The 22,462-nt window shown below is 66.3% G+C and carries 15 protein-coding genes; 7 read left to right on the forward strand and 8 right to left on the reverse strand.

Going from position 1 to position 22,462, the window contains the following annotated elements; all coding sequences use genetic code 11:
- Positions 1 to 42 precede the first annotated feature (42 nt).
- Both rimO and ACQ4WR_RS26115 read left to right on the forward strand, forming a co-directional pair.
- Entirely contained in the window at positions 43 to 1,398 is a 1,356-nt protein-coding gene (gene rimO / locus ACQ4WR_RS26110) for a 30S ribosomal protein S12 methylthiotransferase RimO (RefSeq protein ID WP_180979539.1), read from the forward strand.
- Between the two features lie 202 nt (positions 1,399 to 1,600).
- Entirely contained in the window at positions 1,601 to 2,767 is a 1,167-nt protein-coding gene (locus ACQ4WR_RS26115; protein ID WP_102297636.1) for a cystathionine beta-lyase, read from the forward strand.
- A gap of 37 nt (positions 2,768 to 2,804) precedes the next feature.
- On the opposite strand, the gene ACQ4WR_RS26120 is transcribed toward ACQ4WR_RS26115, so the two are convergent.
- The gene (locus ACQ4WR_RS26120; RefSeq protein ID WP_102297639.1) at positions 2,805 to 3,167 is read right to left on the reverse strand and encodes a DUF4870 family protein; all 363 of its coding nucleotides are present in this window, start codon (positions 3,165 to 3,167) and stop codon (positions 2,805 to 2,807) included.
- An 84-nt stretch (positions 3,168 to 3,251) separates the two neighbouring features.
- Here ACQ4WR_RS26120 and ACQ4WR_RS26125 point away from each other — a divergent pair, with 84 nt between their 5' ends.
- Positions 3,252 to 5,132, forward strand: a complete 1,881-nt coding sequence (locus ACQ4WR_RS26125; RefSeq protein ID WP_436490857.1) for a serine hydrolase domain-containing protein — start codon at positions 3,252 to 3,254, stop codon at positions 5,130 to 5,132.
- 6 nt (positions 5,133 to 5,138) lie between these two features.
- Here the strand turns inward: ACQ4WR_RS26125 and ACQ4WR_RS26130 are convergent, their stop codons facing one another.
- The 7 genes from ACQ4WR_RS26130 to ACQ4WR_RS26160 all read right to left on the reverse strand — a co-directional run bounded on the left by ACQ4WR_RS26130 (position 5,139) and on the right by ACQ4WR_RS26160 (position 13,501).
- Positions 5,139 to 5,405, reverse strand: coding sequence for a hypothetical protein (locus tag ACQ4WR_RS26130; protein ID WP_436490859.1), 267 nt, complete (start codon positions 5,403 to 5,405; stop codon positions 5,139 to 5,141).
- Positions 5,402 to 6,256 carry an MbnB/TglH/ChrH family RiPP precursor modification enzyme gene (locus ACQ4WR_RS26135; RefSeq protein WP_436490861.1) on the reverse strand — a complete coding sequence of 285 codons (855 nt, stop codon included), beginning with the start codon at positions 6,254 to 6,256 and terminating at the stop codon, positions 5,402 to 5,404. Before ACQ4WR_RS26135 ends, ACQ4WR_RS26130 begins: the two co-directional genes overlap by 4 nt.
- Positions 6,246 to 7,166, reverse strand: a complete 921-nt coding sequence (locus ACQ4WR_RS26140) for a TIGR04222 domain-containing membrane protein (protein WP_436490863.1) — start codon at positions 7,164 to 7,166, stop codon at positions 6,246 to 6,248. Before ACQ4WR_RS26140 ends, ACQ4WR_RS26135 begins: the two co-directional genes overlap by 11 nt.
- Positions 7,163 to 7,891, reverse strand: a complete 729-nt coding sequence (locus ACQ4WR_RS26145) for a hypothetical protein (protein WP_436490865.1) — start codon at positions 7,889 to 7,891, stop codon at positions 7,163 to 7,165. The genes ACQ4WR_RS26140 and ACQ4WR_RS26145 overlap by 4 nt, the downstream gene beginning before the upstream one ends.
- Positions 7,892 to 8,005: 114 nt before the next feature.
- Complete coding sequence (serB, locus tag ACQ4WR_RS26150; protein ID WP_102299453.1) at positions 8,006 to 8,848, reverse strand: phosphoserine phosphatase SerB; 843 nt, start codon at positions 8,846 to 8,848, stop codon at positions 8,006 to 8,008.
- 55 nt (positions 8,849 to 8,903) lie between these two features.
- Entirely contained in the window at positions 8,904 to 12,347 is a 3,444-nt protein-coding gene (gene mfd, locus ACQ4WR_RS26155; RefSeq protein WP_436490867.1) for a transcription-repair coupling factor, read from the reverse strand.
- 218 nt (positions 12,348 to 12,565) lie between these two features.
- Complete coding sequence (locus tag ACQ4WR_RS26160) at positions 12,566 to 13,501, reverse strand: 5'-nucleotidase (protein WP_102299449.1); 936 nt, start codon at positions 13,499 to 13,501, stop codon at positions 12,566 to 12,568.
- Positions 13,502 to 13,840: 339 nt separating this feature from the next.
- Here ACQ4WR_RS26160 and ACQ4WR_RS26165 point away from each other — a divergent pair, with 339 nt between their 5' ends.
- The 4 genes from ACQ4WR_RS26165 (at position 13,841) to ACQ4WR_RS26180 (ending at position 22,462) form a co-directional block, all read left to right on the forward strand.
- Positions 13,841 to 15,586, forward strand: a complete 1,746-nt coding sequence (locus ACQ4WR_RS26165) for a methyl-accepting chemotaxis protein (RefSeq protein WP_436490870.1) — start codon at positions 13,841 to 13,843, stop codon at positions 15,584 to 15,586.
- A gap of 379 nt (positions 15,587 to 15,965) precedes the next feature.
- Positions 15,966 to 17,573 carry a methyl-accepting chemotaxis protein gene (locus ACQ4WR_RS26170; protein WP_436490872.1) on the forward strand — a complete coding sequence of 536 codons (1,608 nt, stop codon included), beginning with the start codon at positions 15,966 to 15,968 and terminating at the stop codon, positions 17,571 to 17,573.
- A 26-nt stretch (positions 17,574 to 17,599) separates the two neighbouring features.
- Positions 17,600 to 19,576, forward strand: a complete 1,977-nt coding sequence (locus ACQ4WR_RS26175) for a putative bifunctional diguanylate cyclase/phosphodiesterase (protein ID WP_436490873.1) — start codon at positions 17,600 to 17,602, stop codon at positions 19,574 to 19,576.
- Positions 19,577 to 19,687: 111 nt separating this feature from the next.
- Positions 19,688 to 22,462 carry an ATP-binding protein gene (locus tag ACQ4WR_RS26180; protein ID WP_436490874.1) on the forward strand — a complete coding sequence of 925 codons (2,775 nt, stop codon included), beginning with the start codon at positions 19,688 to 19,690 and terminating at the stop codon, positions 22,460 to 22,462.

Raw genomic sequence — 22,462 nt, forward strand, 5'->3', positions numbered from 1 at the left:
CGTATTCCCGTTCCTTCCGCCCAGCCCGAGGCCATGCTGGCCATGCCAGGTGCGGCGCCGAAAGTGGGCTTTGTCTCGCTCGGCTGCCCGAAAGCGCTGGTCGACTCCGAACAAATCCTGACCCAACTGCGCGCCGAAGGCTACGAAACGGCGAAATCCTACGCTGGCGCCGATCTGGTGATCGTCAATACCTGCGGCTTTATCGATGCTGCCGTGCAAGAGTCGCTGGACGCCATCGGCGAAGCGCTGGCTGAAAACGGCAAGGTCATCGTTACCGGCTGCCTGGGCGCCAAGAAAGATGCTGCCGGCGACGACATCATCATGAAGGTGCACCCGAAAGTGCTGTCCGTCACGGGCCCGCACGCGCTGGCCGAAGTAATGGATTCCGTCCACTTGCACCTGCCGAAGCCGCATGCGCCGTTCCTCGACCTGGTGCCGCCGCAAGGCGTCAAGCTGACGCCGAAGCACTATGCCTACCTGAAAATTTCCGAAGGCTGCAACCACCGCTGCAGCTTCTGCATCATCCCGTCGATGCGCGGCGACCTCGTCTCGCGTCCGATCGGCGAGCTGATGATCGAAGCGGAAAACCTGTTCAAGGCTGGCGTCAAGGAATTGCTGGTCATTTCGCAAGATACCTCCGCGTATGGCGTGGACGTGAAATTCCGTTCCGGCTTCTGGAATGGCCGTCCCGTGAAAACCCACATGACGCAGCTGACGGAAGCGCTGGGCGAACTGGCCAAGTCTTACGGCGCCTGGGTGCGCCTGCACTATGTGTATCCATACCCGCACGTGGACCAGATCATCCCGATGATGAGCGGCGGCCACATCCTGCCTTACCTCGACATCCCGATGCAGCACGCGCATCCTGATGTCTTGAAACGCATGAAGCGTCCGGCCAGCGGCGAGAAAAACCTCGACCGCATCCAGGCCTGGCGCGCCATCAACCCGGACCTGACCATCCGCTCGACCTTTATCGCCGGTTTCCCTGGTGAAACGGAAGCGGAATTCGAATACTTGCTGGACTTCCTCAAGGAAGCGCAGATTGACCGTCTGGGCTGCTTCGCCTATTCGCCTGTCGAAGGCGCGACCGCCAACGAGATCGCCAACCCTGTGCCGGAAGAGCTGCGCGAAGAGCGCCGCGGCCGCGTCATGCTGCTGCAGGAAGAAATTTCCAAGAAACGCCTGCAAGCGAAGGTCGGCAAGACCGTCCGCGTGCTGATCGATGAAGTCACCCGCTCCGGCGGCGTGGGCCGCTCGTCCGCCGATGCGCCGGAAATCGATGGCGTCGTGTATGTGAAGCCGCCGTTCGAACCGCACCGCAAGCTGGCCGTCGGTCAATTCGTCGACGTGACCATCACGTCGGCCGATGCGCACGACCTGTGGGGCGCTGCCGAGTAAAAAACCTCCATGCCGGGGTTGCGCTGCCTTGCCGTACAGTATGGTACTGTCTTCGGCAGCGCGCCTTGGCCTGAATGTTTTTTATGCAGGTGTAACACTCTGTCAGGTGTACGGCGTGCAGGGCGCAAAGCCCTTACAATCAAGGCGGACCGGCAATTGCTGGCCCGCCTTTTTATTTGCCCCATGCTCTTATGCTGACGCCATGACCACACCCAAATCTCCGCAGACCGCGCTGATCCACAGCGATTACCAGGCGCCGCAAGGCTTTGCCGCCTTTCCCAATGCCATTCATCACGCTTCGACCGTGCTGTTCAAGGACGTGGCGGCTATGCGCTCTGGCGACTGGAAAGAAAAAAACGCCTACACCTACGGCTTGCACGGCACGCCCACCACCTTCACCCTGGAAGCGCGGCTGGCGGAGATCGAAGGGGGGCATCACTGCCTGCTGGCGCCGTCTGGGCTGGCGGCCATCGCCATGGCGGACTTTGCCCTGCTCAAAACAGGCGATGACGTATTACTGCCGGAAAATATCTACAACCCGAACCGCGAGCTGGGCCGCTGGCTGGCGCAGGATTTCGGCATCACGGCGCGCTATTACGACCCGCTGATCGGCGCCGGCATCGCCGCGCTCATCCAGGAAAATACCAAGCTGATCTGGACGGAAGCACCGGGGTCCGTGACCATGGAAGTGCCGGACTTGCCCGCCATTTGCGCGGCCGCCCATGCGCGCGGCGTGCTGGTGGCACTGGACAACACCTGGTCGGCGGGACTGGCCCTGCGCGGCTTCGACCTGGGCGTGGACATCATCATGCAGGCGCTGACGAAATACCAGTCGGGCGGCTCGGACGTGCTGATGGGCGCACTCATTACGCGCGACAGGGCGCTGCACGAGCGCCTGGCGCAGGCGCACATGCGCCTTGGCATGGGCGTGGGCGCCGACGATGCCTACCTGGTGCTGCGCGGCTTGCCCACCATGAAGCTGCGTTTCGATGCCCATGACGCGGGCGCGCGCACGGTGGCTGCCTGGCTCAAGGGACGCGGCGAGATCGCCACGGTGCTGCATCCGGCCTTCGAGGATTGCCCCGGCCACGCCATCTGGCAGCGCGATTTCACGGGCGCGGGCGGCCTGTTTTCCGTGCTGTTCGATGCCCGCTACACCGAGGCGCAGACGGACCGCTTCGTCGATGCCTTGCAGTTGTTCAAGATAGGTTACAGCTGGGGCGGCGCCAACAGCCTGGTGATGCCATACCGCATCGCCTCCATGCGCAAGGGCTGGAAGCTGCCGGGCCAGCTGGTGCGCCTGAACGTGGGGCTGGAAGATCCGCAGGATCTGATCGCCGATATCGAACGGGCGTTCGCGTCGATGTAGCGGCAGGGGCAGGCCCGCTGGCTTGCCCGGGATTCAGTTACATGGGGACGGGGGTGTTGTTGTTCAGGTCGAGGAAGCCGCGCAGCAAACGGTAGGCCTTCCACAGCCAGGCCACACCCCAGACGATGAGCGCCAGCGGAATGCCGATGATGGTGACCCACAGCACGGCGCCCACGACGACCCAGCACACATACCACCAGAAGGAACGGATCATCCAGCTGTGATGGCTGAATACGAAGGTCCCGGCCGCCTCGTCCCGCTTCACATAATTGATGATGAGCGGAATGAAGGAAAAGGCGCCCAGCGAAAACACGAAGCTGGCGCCATGAATCAGGTACAACCACCAGGCCAGGTTTTTGGTCTGCTGGAGTTTGGTATCCAGAATAATCTCTTGTGACATGTCAGTTCCTCGCTTGGTAACGTTTTTATTGTAACAAGCAATTTTGCAGGGGAGCGCAGTCCATGGAAAAGGCAGAACAGATTGTTGACATCAAACCGACATCCCACGCTGGCCATGCGCGCCAGGCGATGGCTGCGCCGCGCCTTGCCGGTCTTGCTGCTGTGCGGCGCGACGGCCCACGCGGCCCCCGTTCCCGCTACCCTGGAGGCGGACTTTGCCGCCGGCCTGAAGGACGAGGGCCTGGCGGGCGCCGTGTGGAGCGAAGTGCTGCCGGATGGCAAAGTGCGCACGGGCGCAGCGGGCCTGCGCGATGTGGCCGCCAAGGCCTCCATGCAGGCCGACACGCGCGTGCAGGTGGGTTCCGTGGCCAAGGTGATGCTGGCGCTGGGCGTCTTGCGCCTGATCAGCGAAGACCGGCTCACGCTCGACACCCCGGTGCAGCAGGTGCTGCCCGAACTGGCGCTGCGCAACCCCTGGCTGGCCAGCGACCCCGTGCGCATCCGCCACCTGCTGGCGCATACGGCAGGCCTCGACAATGTGCGCCTGTGGCAGGCGTTCAGCGGCAAGCCGCAGCCGGACACGCCGCTGGCCGAGGCCTTCGACGGCGGCGGCCTGCTGCGCGTGCGCACGCGTCCCGGCACCCGTTACGCGTATTCGAACATGGGCTATGGCGTGCTGGGCATGGTGATCGAGCGCGTCACGGGCCAGCCTTATGAGCGCTACCTGGATGCGCAGTTGCTGCAGCCGCTGGGCATGGCCGACAGTACCTTTGGCTTTGTGACGCAAATGAGCACGCAAACGGGCGCGCAGCGCAACCCGCGCCTGGCCATGGGCCACGTCGAGCATGGCGTGGCGCAGGCGGCCGTGCCCCAGTATCTGCGCCCGGCGGGCCAGTTCACCACCACGGCTGACGACATGGCCAGGCTGGCGCAATTCCTCTTGGGCGACGGCAAGCTGAAGGGCGCGCAGTTCATCGACCTGGCACTGATGGGCGCCTTGTCCGAGCCGGCCGGCACGGATGCGGCGCAGGCGGGCCTGGAAACGGGCCATGGCCTGGCGCTGGCCGTGCGCGACCGCCACAATGTGGTGGGCGCCTGCCATCCTGGCACCACGGCGGGTTTCCGCGCCATGCTGTGCATCTACCCGGAACAGGGCAGCGCATTCTTTGTTGCCTTCAATACGGATGCGGAAGGGGCTGACTACGAGCGCTTCAACCGCTTGCTGCTGCGCGACCTCGACGTGCCGCTGCGCGCGCCGGCGCCCCGCGGCACGCCCGCGCCCACGGTGGAAAACTGGCAGGGCGTGTACGTGCCATCGCCCAGCGCCATGGCCAGCATGGCCTGGGTCGACGCCGTCTTCGGTTTTACGCGCCTGAAATGGGATGGCGAGTCGCTGTTCCTGATTCCCTTCCAGGGCGAGCCGAAGGAGCTGGAACCGGTGGGTGGCTTCCTGTTCCGCGCCAGCGACCGCAGCACCCCGTCCCACGTGCTGATGCAGGAAGAGGGCCGGCATGTGCTCAGCGATGGCTTGCGCAGCTATGAGCGGGCCTCGATGCTGCGCATGCTGGTCTTGTGGGGCAGCCTGGCGCTGGGCGTGGCTGGCTTGCTGTACGTGCTGCTGGTGGGCGTGTACCGCGCCGCGCGCCGCAGCCTGGGGCGGGCCGACCATCTGTTCGCGCCCGTGCTGTCGCTGCTGGGACTCTTGCTACCCCTGCCGTTCCTGTACTTCCAGTCCTTCCTGCGCCTGGGCGACGTCACCATTGCCAGCGTGCTGCTGGCGCTGGCGACGGGCGCGCTGCCGCTGGCCATGGCCTTTGGCCTGGCCCGTTGCTGGCGCAGCCGCGGCACGGCGGCCGAATACGGCACGCTGGCGAAATGGGACTGGGTCGCCTTGCTGGCGGCGCTGCAATTGCTGCTGGTGCTGGCCTGGTGGGGATTGCTGCCGCTGCGTCTGTGGCACTTGTAACGGTCATCAGCACCAGGCTGGCAGCAGCCGCTGCCACCAGCGCCGCGCCGCTTTGGGCTGGCTGCCATGCGCTGCGCGCCCCGCGCGCTTGGCCTGGTAACTGGCCGCGGCCATTTGCAGGCCGATGCGGTCGATCGCCGCCATGGCCTCGGCTTCCTGCGGCGACAAGCCATGCAGCAGCGCCTGCGCGTGGGGCGCCCGCAGGAAGGCCTCACGCAAGGCGTCGTCCGTGTACAGCTTGGCCAGGCAGGTTTCCAGCGCGGGGGAACTCATGCGTTTCGCCCAGCGCGCAAGGCAGCGCGCGCCAGTTCCAGCTGCCCGAGCACATGGCCGAACGACGGATAATTGCCGTCGCGCTCGACGATCACCGTCAGTGGCTGCGGCGCATGGCGCGCCAGCACGCTCAATAAGTCGAAGACGGCGGACGGCACGTCGTGCAGATGGTCGTCCAGCAGGCGTCGGCTGCCATCGGGCGCAGCGATCCAGTGGCCGCCGCTCAGGTGCACGGCGGCGACCCTGGCCAGCGGTAAACGCAGCAGCGACTGTTCCGCATCCTGGCCAAAATTGCAGGCGTTCGCATACAGGTTGTGCAGGTCGAGCAGCAGCGGCACTTGCGCGCCATCGGCGATGCGCGCCAGCCACTCGGCTTCGTCGAGCGTGCTGGCGGGCGGCGCGATCAGCGTGGCGATATTTTCCATCAGCGGCGCGCTGCCGACGATGCGCGTGGCCAGCCCGATATTGGCGATCGCGCCGGCGGCGCTGCATGGCGTGCGCGGCGGCGCCGCCAGGTGGCCGATCTCGACGCCGCCCGCGCGCACGAAACTCAGGTGCTCCGACCACGATTCCGCTTGCACCTCCCGCATCAGGCGTGCCATGGCGTGCAGCCGGCGCGGTTCTGCGGGGATGCTGGAAGCCAGTCCCATGCCCACGCCGTGCAGGCTGACCGGTATTTGCCGCGCCAGGCTGCGCAAGGCGGCGACGCTGGCGCGCGTCGCGCCGTAATAATCATCGGCGATCACTTCCAGCACGTCGATGTGCGCCAGGTTGGCGACGATGCCGGCGGCCAGTTCGCCGCGCCAGCCCAGGCCGACGCGGTCCGCTGCGCCCGCCGCGCTAGCTGCCACAGCCGCCGCCCCCGCCACAGCCGCCGCAGCCGCTGCCACCGCCGTCCCCGCCGCCGCCCGATGACGAGTCGCCCGCGTCGCCCGTGCCGCCGGACGAGGAGTCGCCGCCGCTGTTGTGCCGGGGCGTTGGGTACAGTTCGGCGACAAACGCGTACACGGACAAGGGCAGGGCGCCGATGCCGAAGATGGCCGCCAGCAGTGCCATGTCGGCGCTGCTGCTGCCCGCCTGCAGGCGCGCCGAGCGCAGGTTCAGGCGGCCGAACAGCATGCGCAGGTCCGTCAGCAGCCGCCGCGCGCTCCAGCTGGTCGCCTGGGTGCGCAAGCCGCGCAGCATCAGCAGGAAGACCGCCAGCAGGACCGCCAGGAACAGCAGGTTGTAGTGCTGGCGGCTGATGGCGATGACGGCCTTGACGGCGGCCACCGTCAGCAGCAGCCAGTGCGCGGTCCAGGTGATGCGCTTGCGCCGGCGCAGCAGCGGCGGGCCGACCAGCAATTCCTGCCGCGTCAAGATGTCCTGGTAGGCGCGGCATGCCGGCAGCATCGCGGCCTGCACGGCCAGCTCCTTGCTGTGGCCCTGGCGGCCCAGGTACAGCCGCAGCACGTCGCGTTCGATGTCGTGGCTGGCGAAGCGCAGGCTGTCGGCGCTGGCCGTTTCCAGCAGCGGGCCATCGGCGCGCAGCAAGCCGCGGTCGACCAGCACGATGGCGGCGATCTTCACGGCTTCGAGCGCGCCGCCGCGCAAATAGGCGATGCGGTAAGGATCATCGGCGAGCGACAGCTGGGCATGCGGATTGCGCAATTCCTGGCCGATCAGCAGCTCGCGCGCCAGGTAGTAGACGAGCAGGCCGAAGGCCAGGTAGGCCAGCAGGAACCATGGCCCGCTCCAGTCAAAGGGATTGACGCCGTTCACCGCATCTGCTCCGCGTGTTCGCGCAAGCGTTCGGTGAGCGTCATCAGGCCCGTGAAGGCGGGCAGGCCCTGTCCCGGCGCCAGGCGCGCCGTCTCGCGCGCGGCCGACATGGTTTGCAGGGCCGCGTGCAGGGCCGGTTCGCCCAGCTGGTCGACAAACGCTTCGAGCGCCTGCTTGCCGGACTGCGCCGACTTGCCCTCTAGCTGCGCCAGCGAGGCGGCCGCCGAGCGCAGCGGGCCGGCCGCGTCGGCGATGGCGCCGGCCAGCTGTTCTTCATTCAGGCTCAATAGCATATACCGTTCGCGCATGCGCAGCTGCTGGTTCAGCAGCACTTGCCGCAGGCGGCGCAGCACGGCGTCGCGGCTGGTGCGCAGGCTGGCGAAAGGGTCACTGCCCAGCAGCACCTGGTGGCGCGCGACGATGTCGGCGAACTTGACGGCGAAGGCATCGGCGGCGGGCGCCAATTCGTTTTCTTGCAGGAACATCACCTGCAGGTCGATGGCGGCATGCGCCAGGCGCAATGGCCCGCGCAGCGCATCGGCCGCTGCCGGCGTAAAGCGCTTGAGCAGCAACAGCAGGTTGACGTCGGAGGTGGCGCGCAACTGGCCGTCGGCGGCCGAGCCAAACAGCACGGCGGCGGCCAGGTCGGCACCGAAGGCGCTTTGCGCGGCGGCGACGAATAGTTCCAGGTGGCGTTGTATATCTTCCGGCAGTGGCGGCGGCATGGAGGCTTCCTTCATGTTGGGCAGGCAGGCTGTTCAATAATTTGCAATATAGCAAAAATATCGCGCCCTGCGCGCACCGCCCCCGCCGGCGCCAGGTTCCGCCGGCTCAGGCCATCAGGCCAGTACGTTCAGCAAGCCATCGAGGCCGACGAAGTTGAGCGCCACATCGGCCTGCGAGCGCACCACGGGCTTGGCGCGGAAGGCCACCGACAGGCCGGCGATGCCCATCATTTTCAGGTCGTTGGCGCCGTCGCCCATGACGATGGCTTCGGAAGGCGCAATGCCCATCTCCTTGCACACGCGCTCCACCGTGCGCTGCTTTTCTTCCGCGTCGACGATGCCGCCCAACACCCGGCCCGTCAGCTTGCCGTCAACGATTTCCAGTTCATTCGCATGCGTGTAGTCGAGGCCCAGGCGCGCTTTCAGGCGCTCGGTGAAGAAGGTGAAGCCGCCCGACACCAGCAGGGTTTTCAGGCCGGCCTTTTGCACGGCCGCCAGCATGGCTTCCGCGCCCAGCGAGAGTTTCAAGCGCTCGTCGTAGACACGCTGCAGGGCCGACGCGTCGAGGCCTTCGAGCAGGGCCACGCGCTGTTTCAGGCTGGCGGCAAAATCAAGTTCGCCGCGCATGGCCGCTTCCGTGATGGCGGCCACCTGCGGTTTCAGGCCCTGCATGTCGGCGATTTCATCGATGCACTCGATGGTGATCAGGGTCGAATCCATGTCCATCGCCACCAGCTTGAATTCGCTCAGTTCGCGCTGGCCCATCATGTAGGTGGCGTCCAGTTGCGCCGCCTGCGCCGCCACTTCGATGGTCGGGCGCAGCGCGGGCGAGTAGGCGATCTGCTCGCAGCGCACGGCGTTCGGGCCCAGGCGCGTGATGGACGTCGGCGCGGCCAGCGCGGCGATGCGTTCGAGGCGCGCGCTGTCGCCGTCCAGGCCTTGCAGGATCAGATTCATGGTGATGGTCTTGGTATTGGTCATGGGTCAGCCCTGCATAAATGATGAAAATAGTCTAAAGCGTCAATTGCTTGATGGTGGTCTTGATCTGCGTTACGCGCGCGGCCAGGTCCGGCATGGCGACCGTGATTTTCAGCTTGTCCTGGCCATGCAGCTTGATATGGCGGTTCTTCTGGATCAAGTCGATGATGCGCATCGGATCGATCGGCGGCTTGGCCATGAATTGCAGGGTGGCCGCCTCGCCATGCACGTCGATCTTGACGATGCCCACGGTTTTCGCCGCGATGCGCAAACGGTGCGTCTCGATCAGCGCTTTTACCGCGTCGGGCAGCTTGCCGAAGCGGTCGATCAGTTCCTCCTGGATATCGTCGATCTTCTCCTGCGTGGCGCAGTTGGCCAGGCGCTTGTAGATCGACAGGCGCTCGTGCACATCGCCGCAGAAGTCGGCCGGCAGCAGGGCCGGCACGTGCAGGTTGATCTCGGTGGTCGACGCCAGCGGCGCCGCCAGGTCCGGCTCCTTGCCCGCTTTCAGCGAGCGCACGGCTTCGTTGAGCATGTCCGAATACAGCTGGAAGCCGATTTCCGTCATCTCGCCGGACTGGCTTTCACCCAGCACTTCGCCGGCGCCGCGGATTTCCAGGTCGTGCATGGCCAGGTAGAAGCCGCTGCCCAGTTCTTCCATCTGCTGGATGGCGTCCAGGCGGCGCTGCGCCAGCTTGGACAGGCCCTGCACGTCGTGCACCAGCAAATAGGCGTAGGCCTGGTGATGCGAGCGTCCCACCCTGCCGCGCAGCTGGTGCAGCTGCGCCAGGCCGAACTTGTCGGCGCGGTGCATGATGATGGTGTTCGCCGTCGGCACGTCGATACCGGTTTCAATGATGGTCGTGCACAGCAGAATATTGAAGCGCTGGGCGACGAAATCGCGCATGACCTTTTCCAGGTCGCGCTCGTGCATCTGGCCGTGCGCCACGGCGATGCGCGCCTCGGGCAGCAGTTCCGTCAGCATGGCCAGGCGGTTCTGGATGGTTTCCACTTCATTGTGCAGGAAGTAGATCTGGCCGCCGCGCTTGAGTTCGCGCAAGCACGCTTCGCGGATGATCGCCTCGCCTTCGCTGCGCACAAACGTCTTGATGGCCAGGCGCTTTTGCGGCGCCGTGGCGATGATGGAAAAGTCGCGCAAGCCTTCCAGCGCCATGCCCAGGGTACGGGGAATCGGCGTGGCCGTCAGGGTCAGCACGTCCACTTCCGCGCGCAGCGCTTTCAGCGCTTCCTTCTGGCGCACGCCGAACCTGTGTTCCTCGTCGATGATGACGAGACCAAGGCGGGTAAACTTCACGTCGTCGGACAGCAGTTTATGCGTGCCGATGACGATGTCGATGGTGCCGTCGGCCATGCCCTTGAACGCTTGCGTGATCTCCTTGCCGGTGCGGAAGCGCGACAATTCGGCGATGCGCACGGGCCAGTCGGCGAAGCGGTCGGCAAAGGTTTGCGCGTGCTGTTCGGCCAGCAGGGTGGTGGGCGCCAGGATGGCCACCTGCTTGCCGCCCATGACGGCGATGAACGCGGCGCGCAGCGCCACTTCCGTCTTGCCGAAGCCGACGTCGCCGCACACCAGGCGGTCCATCGGTTTGCCCGAGGTCATGTCCTTGATGACGTTGTGGATGGCCTCGGCCTGGTCCGGCGTTTCCTCGAAGCCGAAGCTGTCGGCGAAGCGCTGGTAGTCGTGCGCGGAGAATTCAAACGCATGGCCCTGGCGCAGCGCGCGGCGGGCGTACAGGTTGAGCAGCTCGGCGGCCGTGTCGCGTACCTGTTCGGCCGCGCGTTTTTTGGCTTTTTCCCACTGCCCGGAACCGAGCGAATGCAGCGGCGCGTCTTCCGGCGAAGCGCCCGAATAGCGGGAAATGACGTGCAGCTGCGACACGGGCACATACAGTTTCGTGTCCTTGGCGTACTCCAGGTGCAAAAATTCCGTCTCGCCTTCGCCCAGGTCCATGCTGGTCAGGCCCATGTAGCGCCCGATGCCGTGGTTGATATGCACCACCGGGTCGCCGATTTTCAGCTCCGACAGGTCGCGCACCATCGACTCGACCTGCGTCACGCCTTCCTGTTTTTTTGTGCCGACCCGGCGCCCGGAACCGGCGTACAGCTCTGTTTCCGTGACGAAGGCCAGGTTGCCCTCGGGCCGGAACAGTTCGAAACCGGCGTGCAGCGGCGCCACGCCCAGCATCAACCTGGCATCGGACTGCAAAAAGCCGTCGCAGCCTTCGACGGGCGTGAGGTGCAGGTCGTATTCGGTGAAGTACTGCTGCAGGGTTTCGCGGCGGCCGTTCGATTCGGCACAGATCATCACGCGGCGGCCCGCCTGCAGCAGGTAGCTGCGCAGGTTCGCCAGCGGATCGTCGGCGCGGCGGTTGACGGCGATGTTCGGCACGGGCGCCGACAGCTCGGACGCCAGCGCATCGTTCGATTTGCTGATCGCCAGGCGCGGATACGGCTTGGCCAGGCCGAAGAACTGCTCGTCGGAGAGGAACAGCGATTCGGGCGGCAGGATCGGCCGCTCGCGGTCCGCCTTCAGGAAGCGGTAGCGCGACTGCGTATCCGTCCAGAAGCGCCCGATGGCCGCGTCGATGTCGCCCACCAGGGCCAGCGTGGCGTCTTGCGGCAGGTAGTCGAACAGGGTGGCCGTCTGCTCGAAGAACAGGGGCAGGTAGTATTCGATACCGGCCGAGGCGATGCCGCTGCTGATGTCCTTGTAGACCACCGAGCGCGACGGGTCGCCCTCGAACTGTTCGCGCCAGCGGTTGCGGAAGGTGGTGCGCGCCGCTTCATCCATGGGAAATTCGCGGCCCGGCAGCAGGCGCACTTCGTGCACGGGATACAGCGAGCGCTGGGTGTCGGCGTCAAACGTGCGGATGGTCTCGATGGTGTCGCCGAACAGGTCGAGCCGGTAGGGCAGGGCCGAACCCATGGGGAACAAATCGAGCAGGCCGCCGCGCACCGAGTACTCGCCGGGCGACATCACTTGCGAGACGTGGCTGTAGCCGGCCAGGGTCAGCTGCGCCTTCAAACGCGCCTCGTCGAGCTGTTCGCCCTTCTTGAAGAAGAAGGTGTAGGCAGCCAGGAACGATGGCGGCGCCAGGCGCACCAGCGCCGTGGTGGCCGGCACGATCAAGACGTCGCACTGGCGGTTCTGGATTTCGTGCAGCGTGGCCAGGCGCTCGGAGACCAGGTCCTGGTGCGGCGAAAAAGCGTCGTAGGGCAGGGTTTCCCAGTCCGGCAGCAAATGGCAGCGCAGCTCCTTGCCGCCAAACCACGGTATTTCATCGAGCAGGCGCTGGCCATCGCTGGCCTGCGCCACGACCACGGCCAGCATCTGCCCGCGCGACTTCAATTCCAGCGCGGCCAGCGCCAGGGCATAGGCGTCGGATGAACCATACAGGGCGGGCAGCGCAAAGCGGCTGCCGGGTTTGGGGAGGGATTTTGTTAAGTCTAAGGACATGCAGGCGACGACGCTAGTGGCAGAGGCAGTTGAATGGAACAGCAGTGGTACGCGCAGCGCCGCCGGTGACGGCGCTGACAGGCAAGATTATAGACCATCACCTATATCTCCGCGCTTGAGAAAACCGTCGTGAGCGACAGTGATTCGTGGCCGGGAAGCGCAACTGTGCATGAGTACAGTGAGCATCGCAGGCCGCAAAGCGCGCCGCGCAGCAGGTTTTATCCTGCGCGCACATTCGCGATGCCAAAGGGGACATGCACCATGGGTATCGTGCCGCCCACCGATTTCAGGTGGCTCAGCTGGTCGTCGAAGAAGATATGCGGCTTGAACACGCCCAGCACGCGCGACTTGTCCATGCCGCCAAGGAAAAACGTCTCGTCGGCCGCCACGCCCCAGCTTTTCAGGGTCGTCACGACCCGTTCGTGCGAAGGCGCGTTGCGCGCCGTGATGATGGCGATGCGCAGGATCTTCTTGTAGCCGGGATCGCGCCGCTGCGCTTTTTCTTCCAGGCGCTGCATGGTGGCCAGCTTCTGGAACAGGTCGGCCAGCGGGCCGGGACGGTGCGGCGTGCCCACGTTCAGGGTTTCATGGGCGTGGAATTCGTCGACGTCATTGTTGCGCTTGAAAACGGTTTCCGCCTCGTCATCGGCGATCACGCCATCGAAGTCGAAGGCCACGCGCAATTCCTCGTCGCTCTCGTCGTCTTCCGTGCGCGACGGCAGCACCAGGCCGGCCGGATACTCGCAGGCCAGCGCACTGCGCACATCGTCTTCATTCGCGCTGAGGAACAGCGACGCATTGAAGGCGGGCAGGTAGGGGTAGGGCGACTTGCCCGTCATGAAGGCGGCGCGCGAAATGTCCAGGCCATAGTGGGCGATCGAGTGCATGACGCGCAAGCCCGTTTCCGGCGAATTGCGCGAAAACAGCACCACTTCCACGGGCGACTGGCGCGGATAGTGTTTGTTGATGTTCAGGAAGCGGCGGATGAAAGGGAAGGCCACGCCGCGCGGCAGCACCTCGGCTATATGCGTTTCCTGATACTTGCGGTATTCCTCCGGGCCGCTGTCGAGGTAGACCTGGTGCGATTCCGACAAGTCGAACAGCGCGCTCGAAGCGACGCCGATCACCAGTTTGTGTTCGATAGGATAAGCCATGGTGTCCCTGTTGTTTGCTTGCTGACCATCTTATACGACTATTAACTGCGCAGCCAATAGGCGCGGAGCAGGAATCGTTGCACCAAAGCAGGGCATCGGACGCCTTTTCGATGCCACTGTGCAAGGCACGCCACAGTCAGGAAAGAAATATTGATTTGTATCAAGTATGCAGCAGCCAGCGCGCGCATTTTCCACTATGCTTCTATTATTGAATCTCGCCAATTGTAACGAAGCGTACGCCCCATCCCCGCCGCCTTTATACAAGTGTCAGCTGTTTTACTCGAACATGCCAGCCCCAACTTCGCCAGCAATCTTCGTGACTTTATAAAGGACCAAGCCATGTTTAAGAATTTACTGATCAAATGGAAGTTGGCGACCCTCGTTGCCGTGATGATGGCGGCTCTGCTGGTTGTCGGCATCAGCGGCTATACGGGCATCGCCACCGTGGGCAACGCCGTCAATGAAATTGGCGTGGTGCGCCTGCCGTCGATCCAGGGCTTGCTGATGATGAATGAAGGCCAGACGGCCGTCGCCGCCGCGACCCTGACGGCCGCCATCTATGAAAACAATTACCAGGCACAGGACAAATTTGCCGAAGCGCTGCAGCTGCGCACGCGCGCCTGGACCAATATCGAGGCGGGGCGCAAGCTGTACGAGCCGCTGCCGCAAACCCCTGCGGAAGCCGTGCTGTGGCAGCGCTTCCAGGGCGAGTGGACGGCCTGGAAGGCGGACGACGACAAAGTGCGCGCCATCCTGCGCCAGCTGGCCGACAACCGCGACGAGCAGCGCCAGAAAGCGCTGTTCGTGGACTTCTACAAGCAGTACCAGGATTCGCGCGCGTTGTTCAGCAAAGCCGAAGCGAGCCTGAACGAGATCATCAAGCTCAATAACGGCGTGGCCGAGGCCAGCGTGAAGGCGGGCGGCGCGGCCGTGGTGCGCTCGGAAAGCCTGATGGTGATCCTGGCGCTGCTGGCGTCGGCCATCGGCATCGCCTGCGCCGCCTACATCACGCGGGCCATCACGCAGCCGATCAATTCGGCCGTGAAAGTGGCGCAAACGGTGGCCTCGGGCGACCTGACCAGCCAGATCGAGGTGCACACGACGGAAGAAACGGGCCAGCTGCTGCAGGCGCTGAAAGACATGAATTCCAGCCTGGTGAACATCGTCGGCCAGGTGCGCGGCGGCACGGAGACCATCGCCACGGCGTCGTCGCAGATCGCCAGCGGCAACCTGGACCTGTCCTCGCGAACGGAAGAACAAGCCAGTTCGCTGGAAGAGACGGCGTCGTCGATGGAAGAGCTGACGTCGACCGTGCGGCAGAATGCCGACAACGCCCAGCAGGCCAACCAGCTGGCGCTGAGCGCCTCGGGCGTGGCGGTGAAGGGCGGCGAGGTGGTGGGCAAGGTGGTCGAGACCATGGATGCCATCAACGACTCGTCGCGCAAGATCGTCGACATTATTTCCGTCATCGACGGCATCGCCTTCCAGACGAATATTCTCGCCTTGAACGCGGCCGTGGAAGCGGCGCGCGCGGGCGAACAGGGACGCGGCTTTGCCGTCGTGGCGACGGAAGTGCGCAACCTGGCGCAGCGCTCGGCCGCCGCGGCGAAAGAGATCAAGACCCTGATCGGCGACTCCGTGGTGGCGGTGGACGCGGGCAGCAAGCTGGTGGCCGAGGCGGGCAGCACGATGGCGGAAATCGTCTCCAGCGTGCAGCGCGTGACGGACATCATGGCCGAAATCAGCCTGGCCACGCAGGAGCAAAGCTCGGGCATCGACCAGATCAACCAGGCCATCGGCCAGATGGACCAGGTGACGCAGCAGAATGCGGCCCTGGTGGAAGAGGCGGCCGCCGCGGCCGAATCGCTGCAGGAGCAATCGGGCCAGCTGGCCGGGGTGGTCAGCGTGTTCAAGCTCGATGGCATGCAGGTGGCGCAGGTGGCGTCCGCTGGTCAGCCGCGCAAGGCGGCGGCGCCCGTGCGTCCGCTGCGTCCAGCGGCACCGGCGAAGGCGCGGCCCGTGCTGCGCGCCGTGCCGTCCCAGCGCCAGAGCGCGCCGCGCGAGGACGAATGGGAAGTCTTCTGATGCCTTGAGGTGATGCAGGGCGCTTGCGCCACCCAGCCGACGGCCGCCCTGTGCGGCCGTTTTGCATGGCGCGCCGCCTGCCGTATTCTGCGCCTGTTGTGGTTACTACTTACCAAAAAAACAGTGTTATTAAAATAGCTGTTTTATCATCTAAGCAAATCTTTGCAAAACTTAACGCGACATTGCCTGTGAGATAACTCACACTTGCCCCGTAGCAACCCAAGCTCCCGCCTCCGCCTTGTCCAGGCTGACCCCTCCGCCCGCTGCGCCCGGCCTTCCATGGCCGCTGGCGGCGCCAGCCATTGCCGTCAGCCTTGCATGGAGGCCCGGCGCGATGACCGATGCACCACTCTGAAGGATGCGAATGAAGATGGCGAATATGAATATCGGGACCCGCTTGCGCTGGTCCTTTGCTTTATTGACCTTGATGTTGCTGGGCACTGCGGCGCTGGGCATGCTACGCCTGTCCAGCCTGGAGTTGCGCATGCGCGACGTAATCGACGACAAATATCCGAAGACCGTGCTGGCCAATGACATCATCAAGAACGTCAATGTCATCGCGCGCTCGTCGCGCAACCTGCTGCTGATGACGGATCCGCGGCAGCTGGCGCAGGAGCGCGACAGCATCGCCAGGGCGGGCGCGGACACGGAGCAGCGCCTGGCCCAGCTTGACCGCATCATCCTGTCGGACCAGGGCCGCGCGCTGATGGCGGCCGTGACGCAGGCGCGCGCCACCTTCAACCAGGGCCGCGACAAAGTGCTGGCCCTGCTCGACGCCGAGGCGCGCGACGAGGCGGCGGCCCTGCTGCTGGGCAGCGTGCGCGGCGACCAGCTGCGCTACATGGCGGCGCTGGAAACCCTGATCATGCACCAGCACGAGCGCATGGAAGCGGCAGGCGCCCAGGTGCACGCGGAATACCTGTCGGCGCGCAGCATGATGCTGGCGCTGAGCGCGCTGGCCATCGCCTTTTCGCTGGTGACGGCGTGGCTGGTCACGCGCAGCATCGTCGCGCCGCTGCAATATGCGCTGGGCGTGGCCCAGACGGTGGCCGCCGGCGACCTGACGTCGCGCTTTGGCCGGCATGGCCGCGACGAGACGGGCAAGCTGCTCGACGCACTGTCCATCATGAACGGCAACCTGCTCGACATCGTGCAGCGCGTGCGCAGCGGTACCGACACCATTGCCACGGCCTCGACGCAGATCGCCGCCGGCAATATCGACCTGTCGGCGCGCACGGAAGAACAAGCCAGCTCGCTGGAACAGACGGCGTCCGCCATGGAGGAACTGAGTTCCACGGTGCAGCAGAATGCGGACAATGCGCGCCACGCCAGCGCGCTGGCCACCGAGGCGGCAAAGATCGCCGGCGACGGCGGCCAGGCCGTGGGGCAGGTGATCCACACCATGGACGCGATCAGCGCTTCGTCGGCGCAGATTGCCGATATCATCGGCGTGATCGACATGCTGGCTTTCCAGACGAATATCCTGGCCCTGAATGCGGCCGTGGAAGCGGCGCGCGCGGGCGAGCAGGGACGCGGCTTTGCCGTCGTTGCCACCGAGGTGCGCAGCCTGGCCCAGCGCAGCGCCGCCGCCGCGCGCGATATTCGCGCGCTGATCGCCAATTCCACGCAGCAGGTCGACGCGGGCGCGGCGCTGGTGGCGCAGGCTGGAGCCACCATGCAGGAGGTGGTGGCTGCCGTCGCGCGCGTGAGCCAGATGGTGGCCGACATCACGGTGGCCAGCGCCGAGCAAAGCACGGGCATCGGCCAGATCAGCCAGGCCGTGGTGCAGATGGACGAAGTGACGCAACAGAATGCGGCGCTGGTGGAAGAAGCGGCAGCGGCCTCGCAGTCGCTCGAAACCGAGGCGGCGAACCTGCTGCAGGTGGTCAACGTGTTCCGCCTGCAGCCGGCGCCGGCGGCCTTGCCGGCCCATGCCTTGCCTGGCCGTCCTGCGCCGGCCCGCGCCTTGCGGCGCCTGAGCGCATAGTGGGCTGAGTGGAGGCGCCTGTCATTGTGGAACGCCGGCTCGCCGCGCGGCGCTGGCTGGACGCGGCCTGGCAGGGCCATGCGGCCAGCACGGTCCTGTGCGCCGTGCTGGCCGCCTGCCTGCTGCTGTGCATCTGGGGTTATACGGCCGTGCGCCTCGGCGACGAGGCCGAGCAGGCGCTGGAGCGCGCGCGCATCGAGAACCGCGATGTGGCGGCGATCCTGGCGGCGCAGCTGGACGACGCCCTGGCGCCGCTGCCAGCACTGCCCGCCGACCTGGCGCATTTCCTGCGTCCTTACCGCGACATCAGCCGCAAGGCGCATGGCCGCATCGAGATCGCCGGCGCCGCGGGCGCCGTGCTGGCGGCGCTGCAGGACGGCGTGCCGGCCGCCGGGCCAGGCCAGGCCGGCCACGACGCGGGCTGCCTGCTGGAACAGCGCACCTTGCTGCGCCATGGCTTGCAGGTACGCGTCAGCCAGCGGCGCGGGCGGGTGCTGGCGCAGCTTGACGGGCTGCGTCTGCGTCTGATCGCGCAGGCGGCGCTGGTGTCGCTGGCCGTGCTGTCGCTGGGTGGCGCCGTAGTGTGGGCCGCGCGGCGGCGGCTGCGCGCGCAGCGGCGCCAGGCGGAAGGCGCGCACATCACCCTGAGCCTGCAGCTGGCGCGCGAAAAACAGCGCGCCGACCAGCTGGCCGCCTGCGACGCGCTGACGGGGGTGGCCAGCCGCCGCCGCTTTTACGACAGCGCCGGCGCCAAGCTGCTGCAGGCGCGCCACAGCCGCAACCATTATGCGCTGCTGCTGGTCGACATGGACCGCTTCAAGCACGTCAACGAGCGCCTGGGCCACCTGGCCGGCGACGCCTTGCTGCAGGAGGCGGCAGGGCGCCTGCGCCGCGTGTTGCGCGATGGCGACCTGCTGGCGCGTTTCGGCGGCGATGAATTCGTCCTGCTGCTGTGCGAAGTGGGCAGCGAGGAGCGCCTGGCAGCCGTTGCGGGCAGCGCCCTCGCGGCGCTGCGCCAGCCATTTTCAGTGCCTGATGGCGCCGCGATCTCGGCCACGGCCAGCATCGGCATCGCCCTGTATCCGCGCGACGGGCAGAGCGTCGACGCCTTGCTGGCCAGTGCCGGCAGCGCCATGGACAATGCCAAGGCGACGCGCGACAGCTACCGTTTCCATGACATGGCCCTGAACCTGTCGTCGGCGCGCAGCCTGGAATTGCAGGGGCGCTTCGAGCTGGCCATGCGCGACGACGAATTCTGCCTGCATTACCAGGGCAAGTTCGACACGGCGCGCCGGCATATCGTCGGCCTGGAAGCCCTGCTGCGCTGGGACCATCCGCGGCATGGCCTGATCTTCCCGAATGAATTCATCGGCCTGGCCGAGGAAACCCAGGCCATCATCGCGCTGGGCAACTGGAGCATTGCCGCCGCCTGCCGCCAGCTGGCGCAGTGGCGCATGGCGGGGCTGGCGCTGGTGCCGGTGGCGATCAACATCTCGGCACGGCAGCTGCGCGACCCGCAGTTGCTGGCCACCGTGACGCGCTGCCTGGACAGGTACGGCCTGGCGCCAGGGCTGCTGGAACTGGAAGTGACGGAAAGCTGCTTCATCGACGATATCTCGCAGGCCAAGGATGTGCTGGTGCGCCTGCGCGCGCTGGGCGTGGCCATTTCGCTCGACGATTACGGTACCGGTTATTCTGGCCTGAGCCACATCAAGATGCTGCCGATCCACACGCTGAAGATCGACCGCTCCTTTATCCGCGACATTGCCATCGACCGCAATGACGCCATGATCGTCGCCTCGACCATCGCCCTGGCGCGCGGACTGGGCTTGCAGGTGGTGGCAGAAGGAGTGGAAAGCGGCGAGCAGCTCGAACGCCTGCGCCGCCTTGGCTGCCAGCAGGTGCAGGGCTTTTACCTGCACCGCCCGGCGCCGGCAGCGGCCATCGGCGCGCTGCTGGCCGGTGCTGCCGCGCCGCATTCGTCGCCGGCGACGGCCATGTGAGCGCGCCTTGTAACAGGACGCATACATGGCGCCATGCGGCCTGGCGCCGATGCTCAGTAGAATATGGCCACCGCACGCCGTTTGCTTTCACTCTTTCCCCATGCATCAACTATGAACAGCTCCATTCCGGCCTTTGTTTTCGGCCCGTTTCGCCTATTGCCGCTCGAGCGCCTGCTGTTCGATGGCGAGCGCGCGCTGCGCCTGGGGAGCCGTGCCATGGACTTGCTGCTGGCATTGCTGGAGCGGGCCGGCGAGGTGGTCGACAAGAATGAATTGCTGGCCATCGTCTGGCCGCATGCCGTTGTCGACGATGCCACCTTGCGCGTGCACCTGGCCGCGCTGCGCAAGGTGCTGGGCGATGGCCGCGACGGCCAGCGCTACATCACCACCATCCCCGGACGCGGCTACGGCTTCCTGGCGCCCCTGTCGTACACGGGACAGGCGGCGGCCGGCCCGGCCACCCCCGAGCCGCGCCACAACCTGCCGGTGCTGCTGACGCGCATGGTGGGCCGCGGCGAAACCGTGCAGGCGATGGCCAACCAGCTGCTGCAACTGCGTCTGCTGTGCATCGTCGGACCAGGCGGTATCGGCAAGACGACGGTAGCCGTGGCGCTGGCCACGCGCGTGCTGCGCCGCTATGCCGATGGCGTCTGCTTCGTCGACCTGGCGCCGCTGGGCGAAGGCCGCCTGGTGCCGCTGGCCCTGGCCACGGCGCTGGGCGTGGCCGTGCCGGCCGGCGATTCCATGCCCGGCCTGCTGGCTTATCTGCGCCAGCGTCATATGCTGATCGTGCTGGATAACTGCGAACACGTGATCGGCGCGGCGGCCGCGCTGGCCGATGCCTTGCTCAAGGGCGCGCCGCAGCTGCATGTGCTGGCCACCAGCCGCGAACCGCTGCGCATCACCAGCGAACATCTGCAGCGCCTGCCCGCGCTGGGACTGCCGCCGGCCGACGTCGTGCCTGACGCGCAGGCGGCCCGGCACTTCGCCGCCGTGCAGCTGTTTTGCGAGCGCTGCGCAGCCGTCGATGACAGTTTCGTGCTGGCCGACGACGACGTGCCCGTGGTGGCGGAAATCTGCCGCCGCCTCGACGGCATCCCGCTGGCACTGGAACTGGCGGCCGGGCGCAGCGGCCACTTTGGCATCCATGAACTGCGGCGCCAGCTCGACGACCGTTTCCGCCTGCTCACGCGCGGCCCCCGCAATGTGCCGCTGCGCCACCAGACCCTGCGCGCCACCCTGGACTGGAGCTATGGTTTGCTGGACGCCGAGGAGCGCGAGGTGCTGCAGGTGCTGAGCGCGTTCAGCAGCCGTTTCCGCATGCAGTCGGCCACCGCCGTGGCGGGGCGCGACGTGTTCGATACGGTGGCCGACCTGGCCGCCAAATCCCTCGTCAGCATCGAATTTTGCTGCGAGCACGTGTATTACCGGCTGCTTGAAACGACGCGCGCGTACGCGGCCACGCAGCTGCAGGCGGGCGGGCAGGGCGACGCCGTGTTCCTGCGCCATGCGCGCCACTGCCTGGCGCTGGCCGAGCGCGTGGCAGCCGACTGGGAGCGCATGTCGTTCGCCAGCTGGAGCGCCTGCTATGGCCGCCACGTGGACGACCTGCGCGCCGCCATCGACTGGGCCTTCGGCGATGCGGCCGATGCGGCGCTGGGCATCGCCCTGACCCTGGCCGCGCAAACCCTGTTCTACCAGTTGTCGCTGATGGACGAATACCGCGTGCGCGTGGAGCGCGCGCTGGAACAGCTGGCGCTGCATGCGATCGATGACCGCGACAGCGAAATGCAGCTGCATGCCTCGCTGGCGCATCTGCTGATGCATACGCAGGGCGTGACGGGCGCCATGTTGCTGTCCTTCCGCCACGGTTATGCGCTGGCCATGCAGACGGACAGCACCGCGCGGCGTGCCGAGGCGATCTGCGGCATGTGGATCTGCAGCATGGCGCTGGCCGACTTCACGGGCGCCGGCGCCTATGTGGCGCAGTTTGGCGCCCTGTGCCAGGCCAGCGGCAGCACGGCGATGCAGCTGGTGCAGGCGCGCATGCGCTCGGCGGGCGAGCATCTGCAGGGGCGCCACGGCGAATCGGCGGCACTCGCGCGCATGGTGCTGGCGCATCCCGACGGCGCCGGCCAGCTGACCCTGAACAATGCCTTGCTGGCCGATCACCAGGTATGCTTGCGCGGCAATCTGTCGCGCTGCCTGTGGCTGCTGGGGCGCCCCGACGAAGCCCTGCATATCGCGCGCGAAGCGGTGATGCTGGGCTTTGAGCACAATGGCGCCTCGCTGTGCGTGGCGCTGGCCTTTTCCGCCATTCCCGTGGCCCTGTGGTGCGGCGAGCACGGACTGGCGCGCGCCTGGAACTGTCTGCTGCGCGAGCATGCTGCGCGCTACGGACTGCTGTACTGGAGCGCCTGGGGCGCCGGCTACCAGCAGCTGCTCGACATGGACGAACGGCTCGGCGAATTTTGCTGGCCCACGGTGCGCAGCTGGCCCATGCAGATCGATGTCATGGCCACCCTGCATGACGCCGCGGCTGACACGCAGGCCGTGCGGCGCGCCCGCACCGGCCAGGCGCCGTGGAGCATGCCGGAAGTGCTGCGCCGCGCCGCGCACCGCCAGTGGCGCACCCTGGAGGAAGACGACCAGGCGGGCCTGGCGCAAGTGGCGGCGCAACTGCAGGAGGCGCTGGCGCTGGCGCGCGAGCAGGGCGTGCCGGGCTGGGAACTGCGCTGCGCCACCAGCCTGGCGACGCTGCTGCATGCGCAGGGACGCAGTGCCGAGGCCAGGGCGCTGCTGGCGCCCGTGCATGCCTGCTTTGAGCAGGGGCAGGGCAGCACGGATGTGATGGCGGCGGCGCAATTGCTGGCGCGCCTGACGTAG

The organism is Janthinobacterium amylolyticum, from assembly GCF_051380655.1.
Classification (GTDB): Bacteria; Pseudomonadota; Gammaproteobacteria; order Burkholderiales; family Burkholderiaceae_D; genus Janthinobacterium.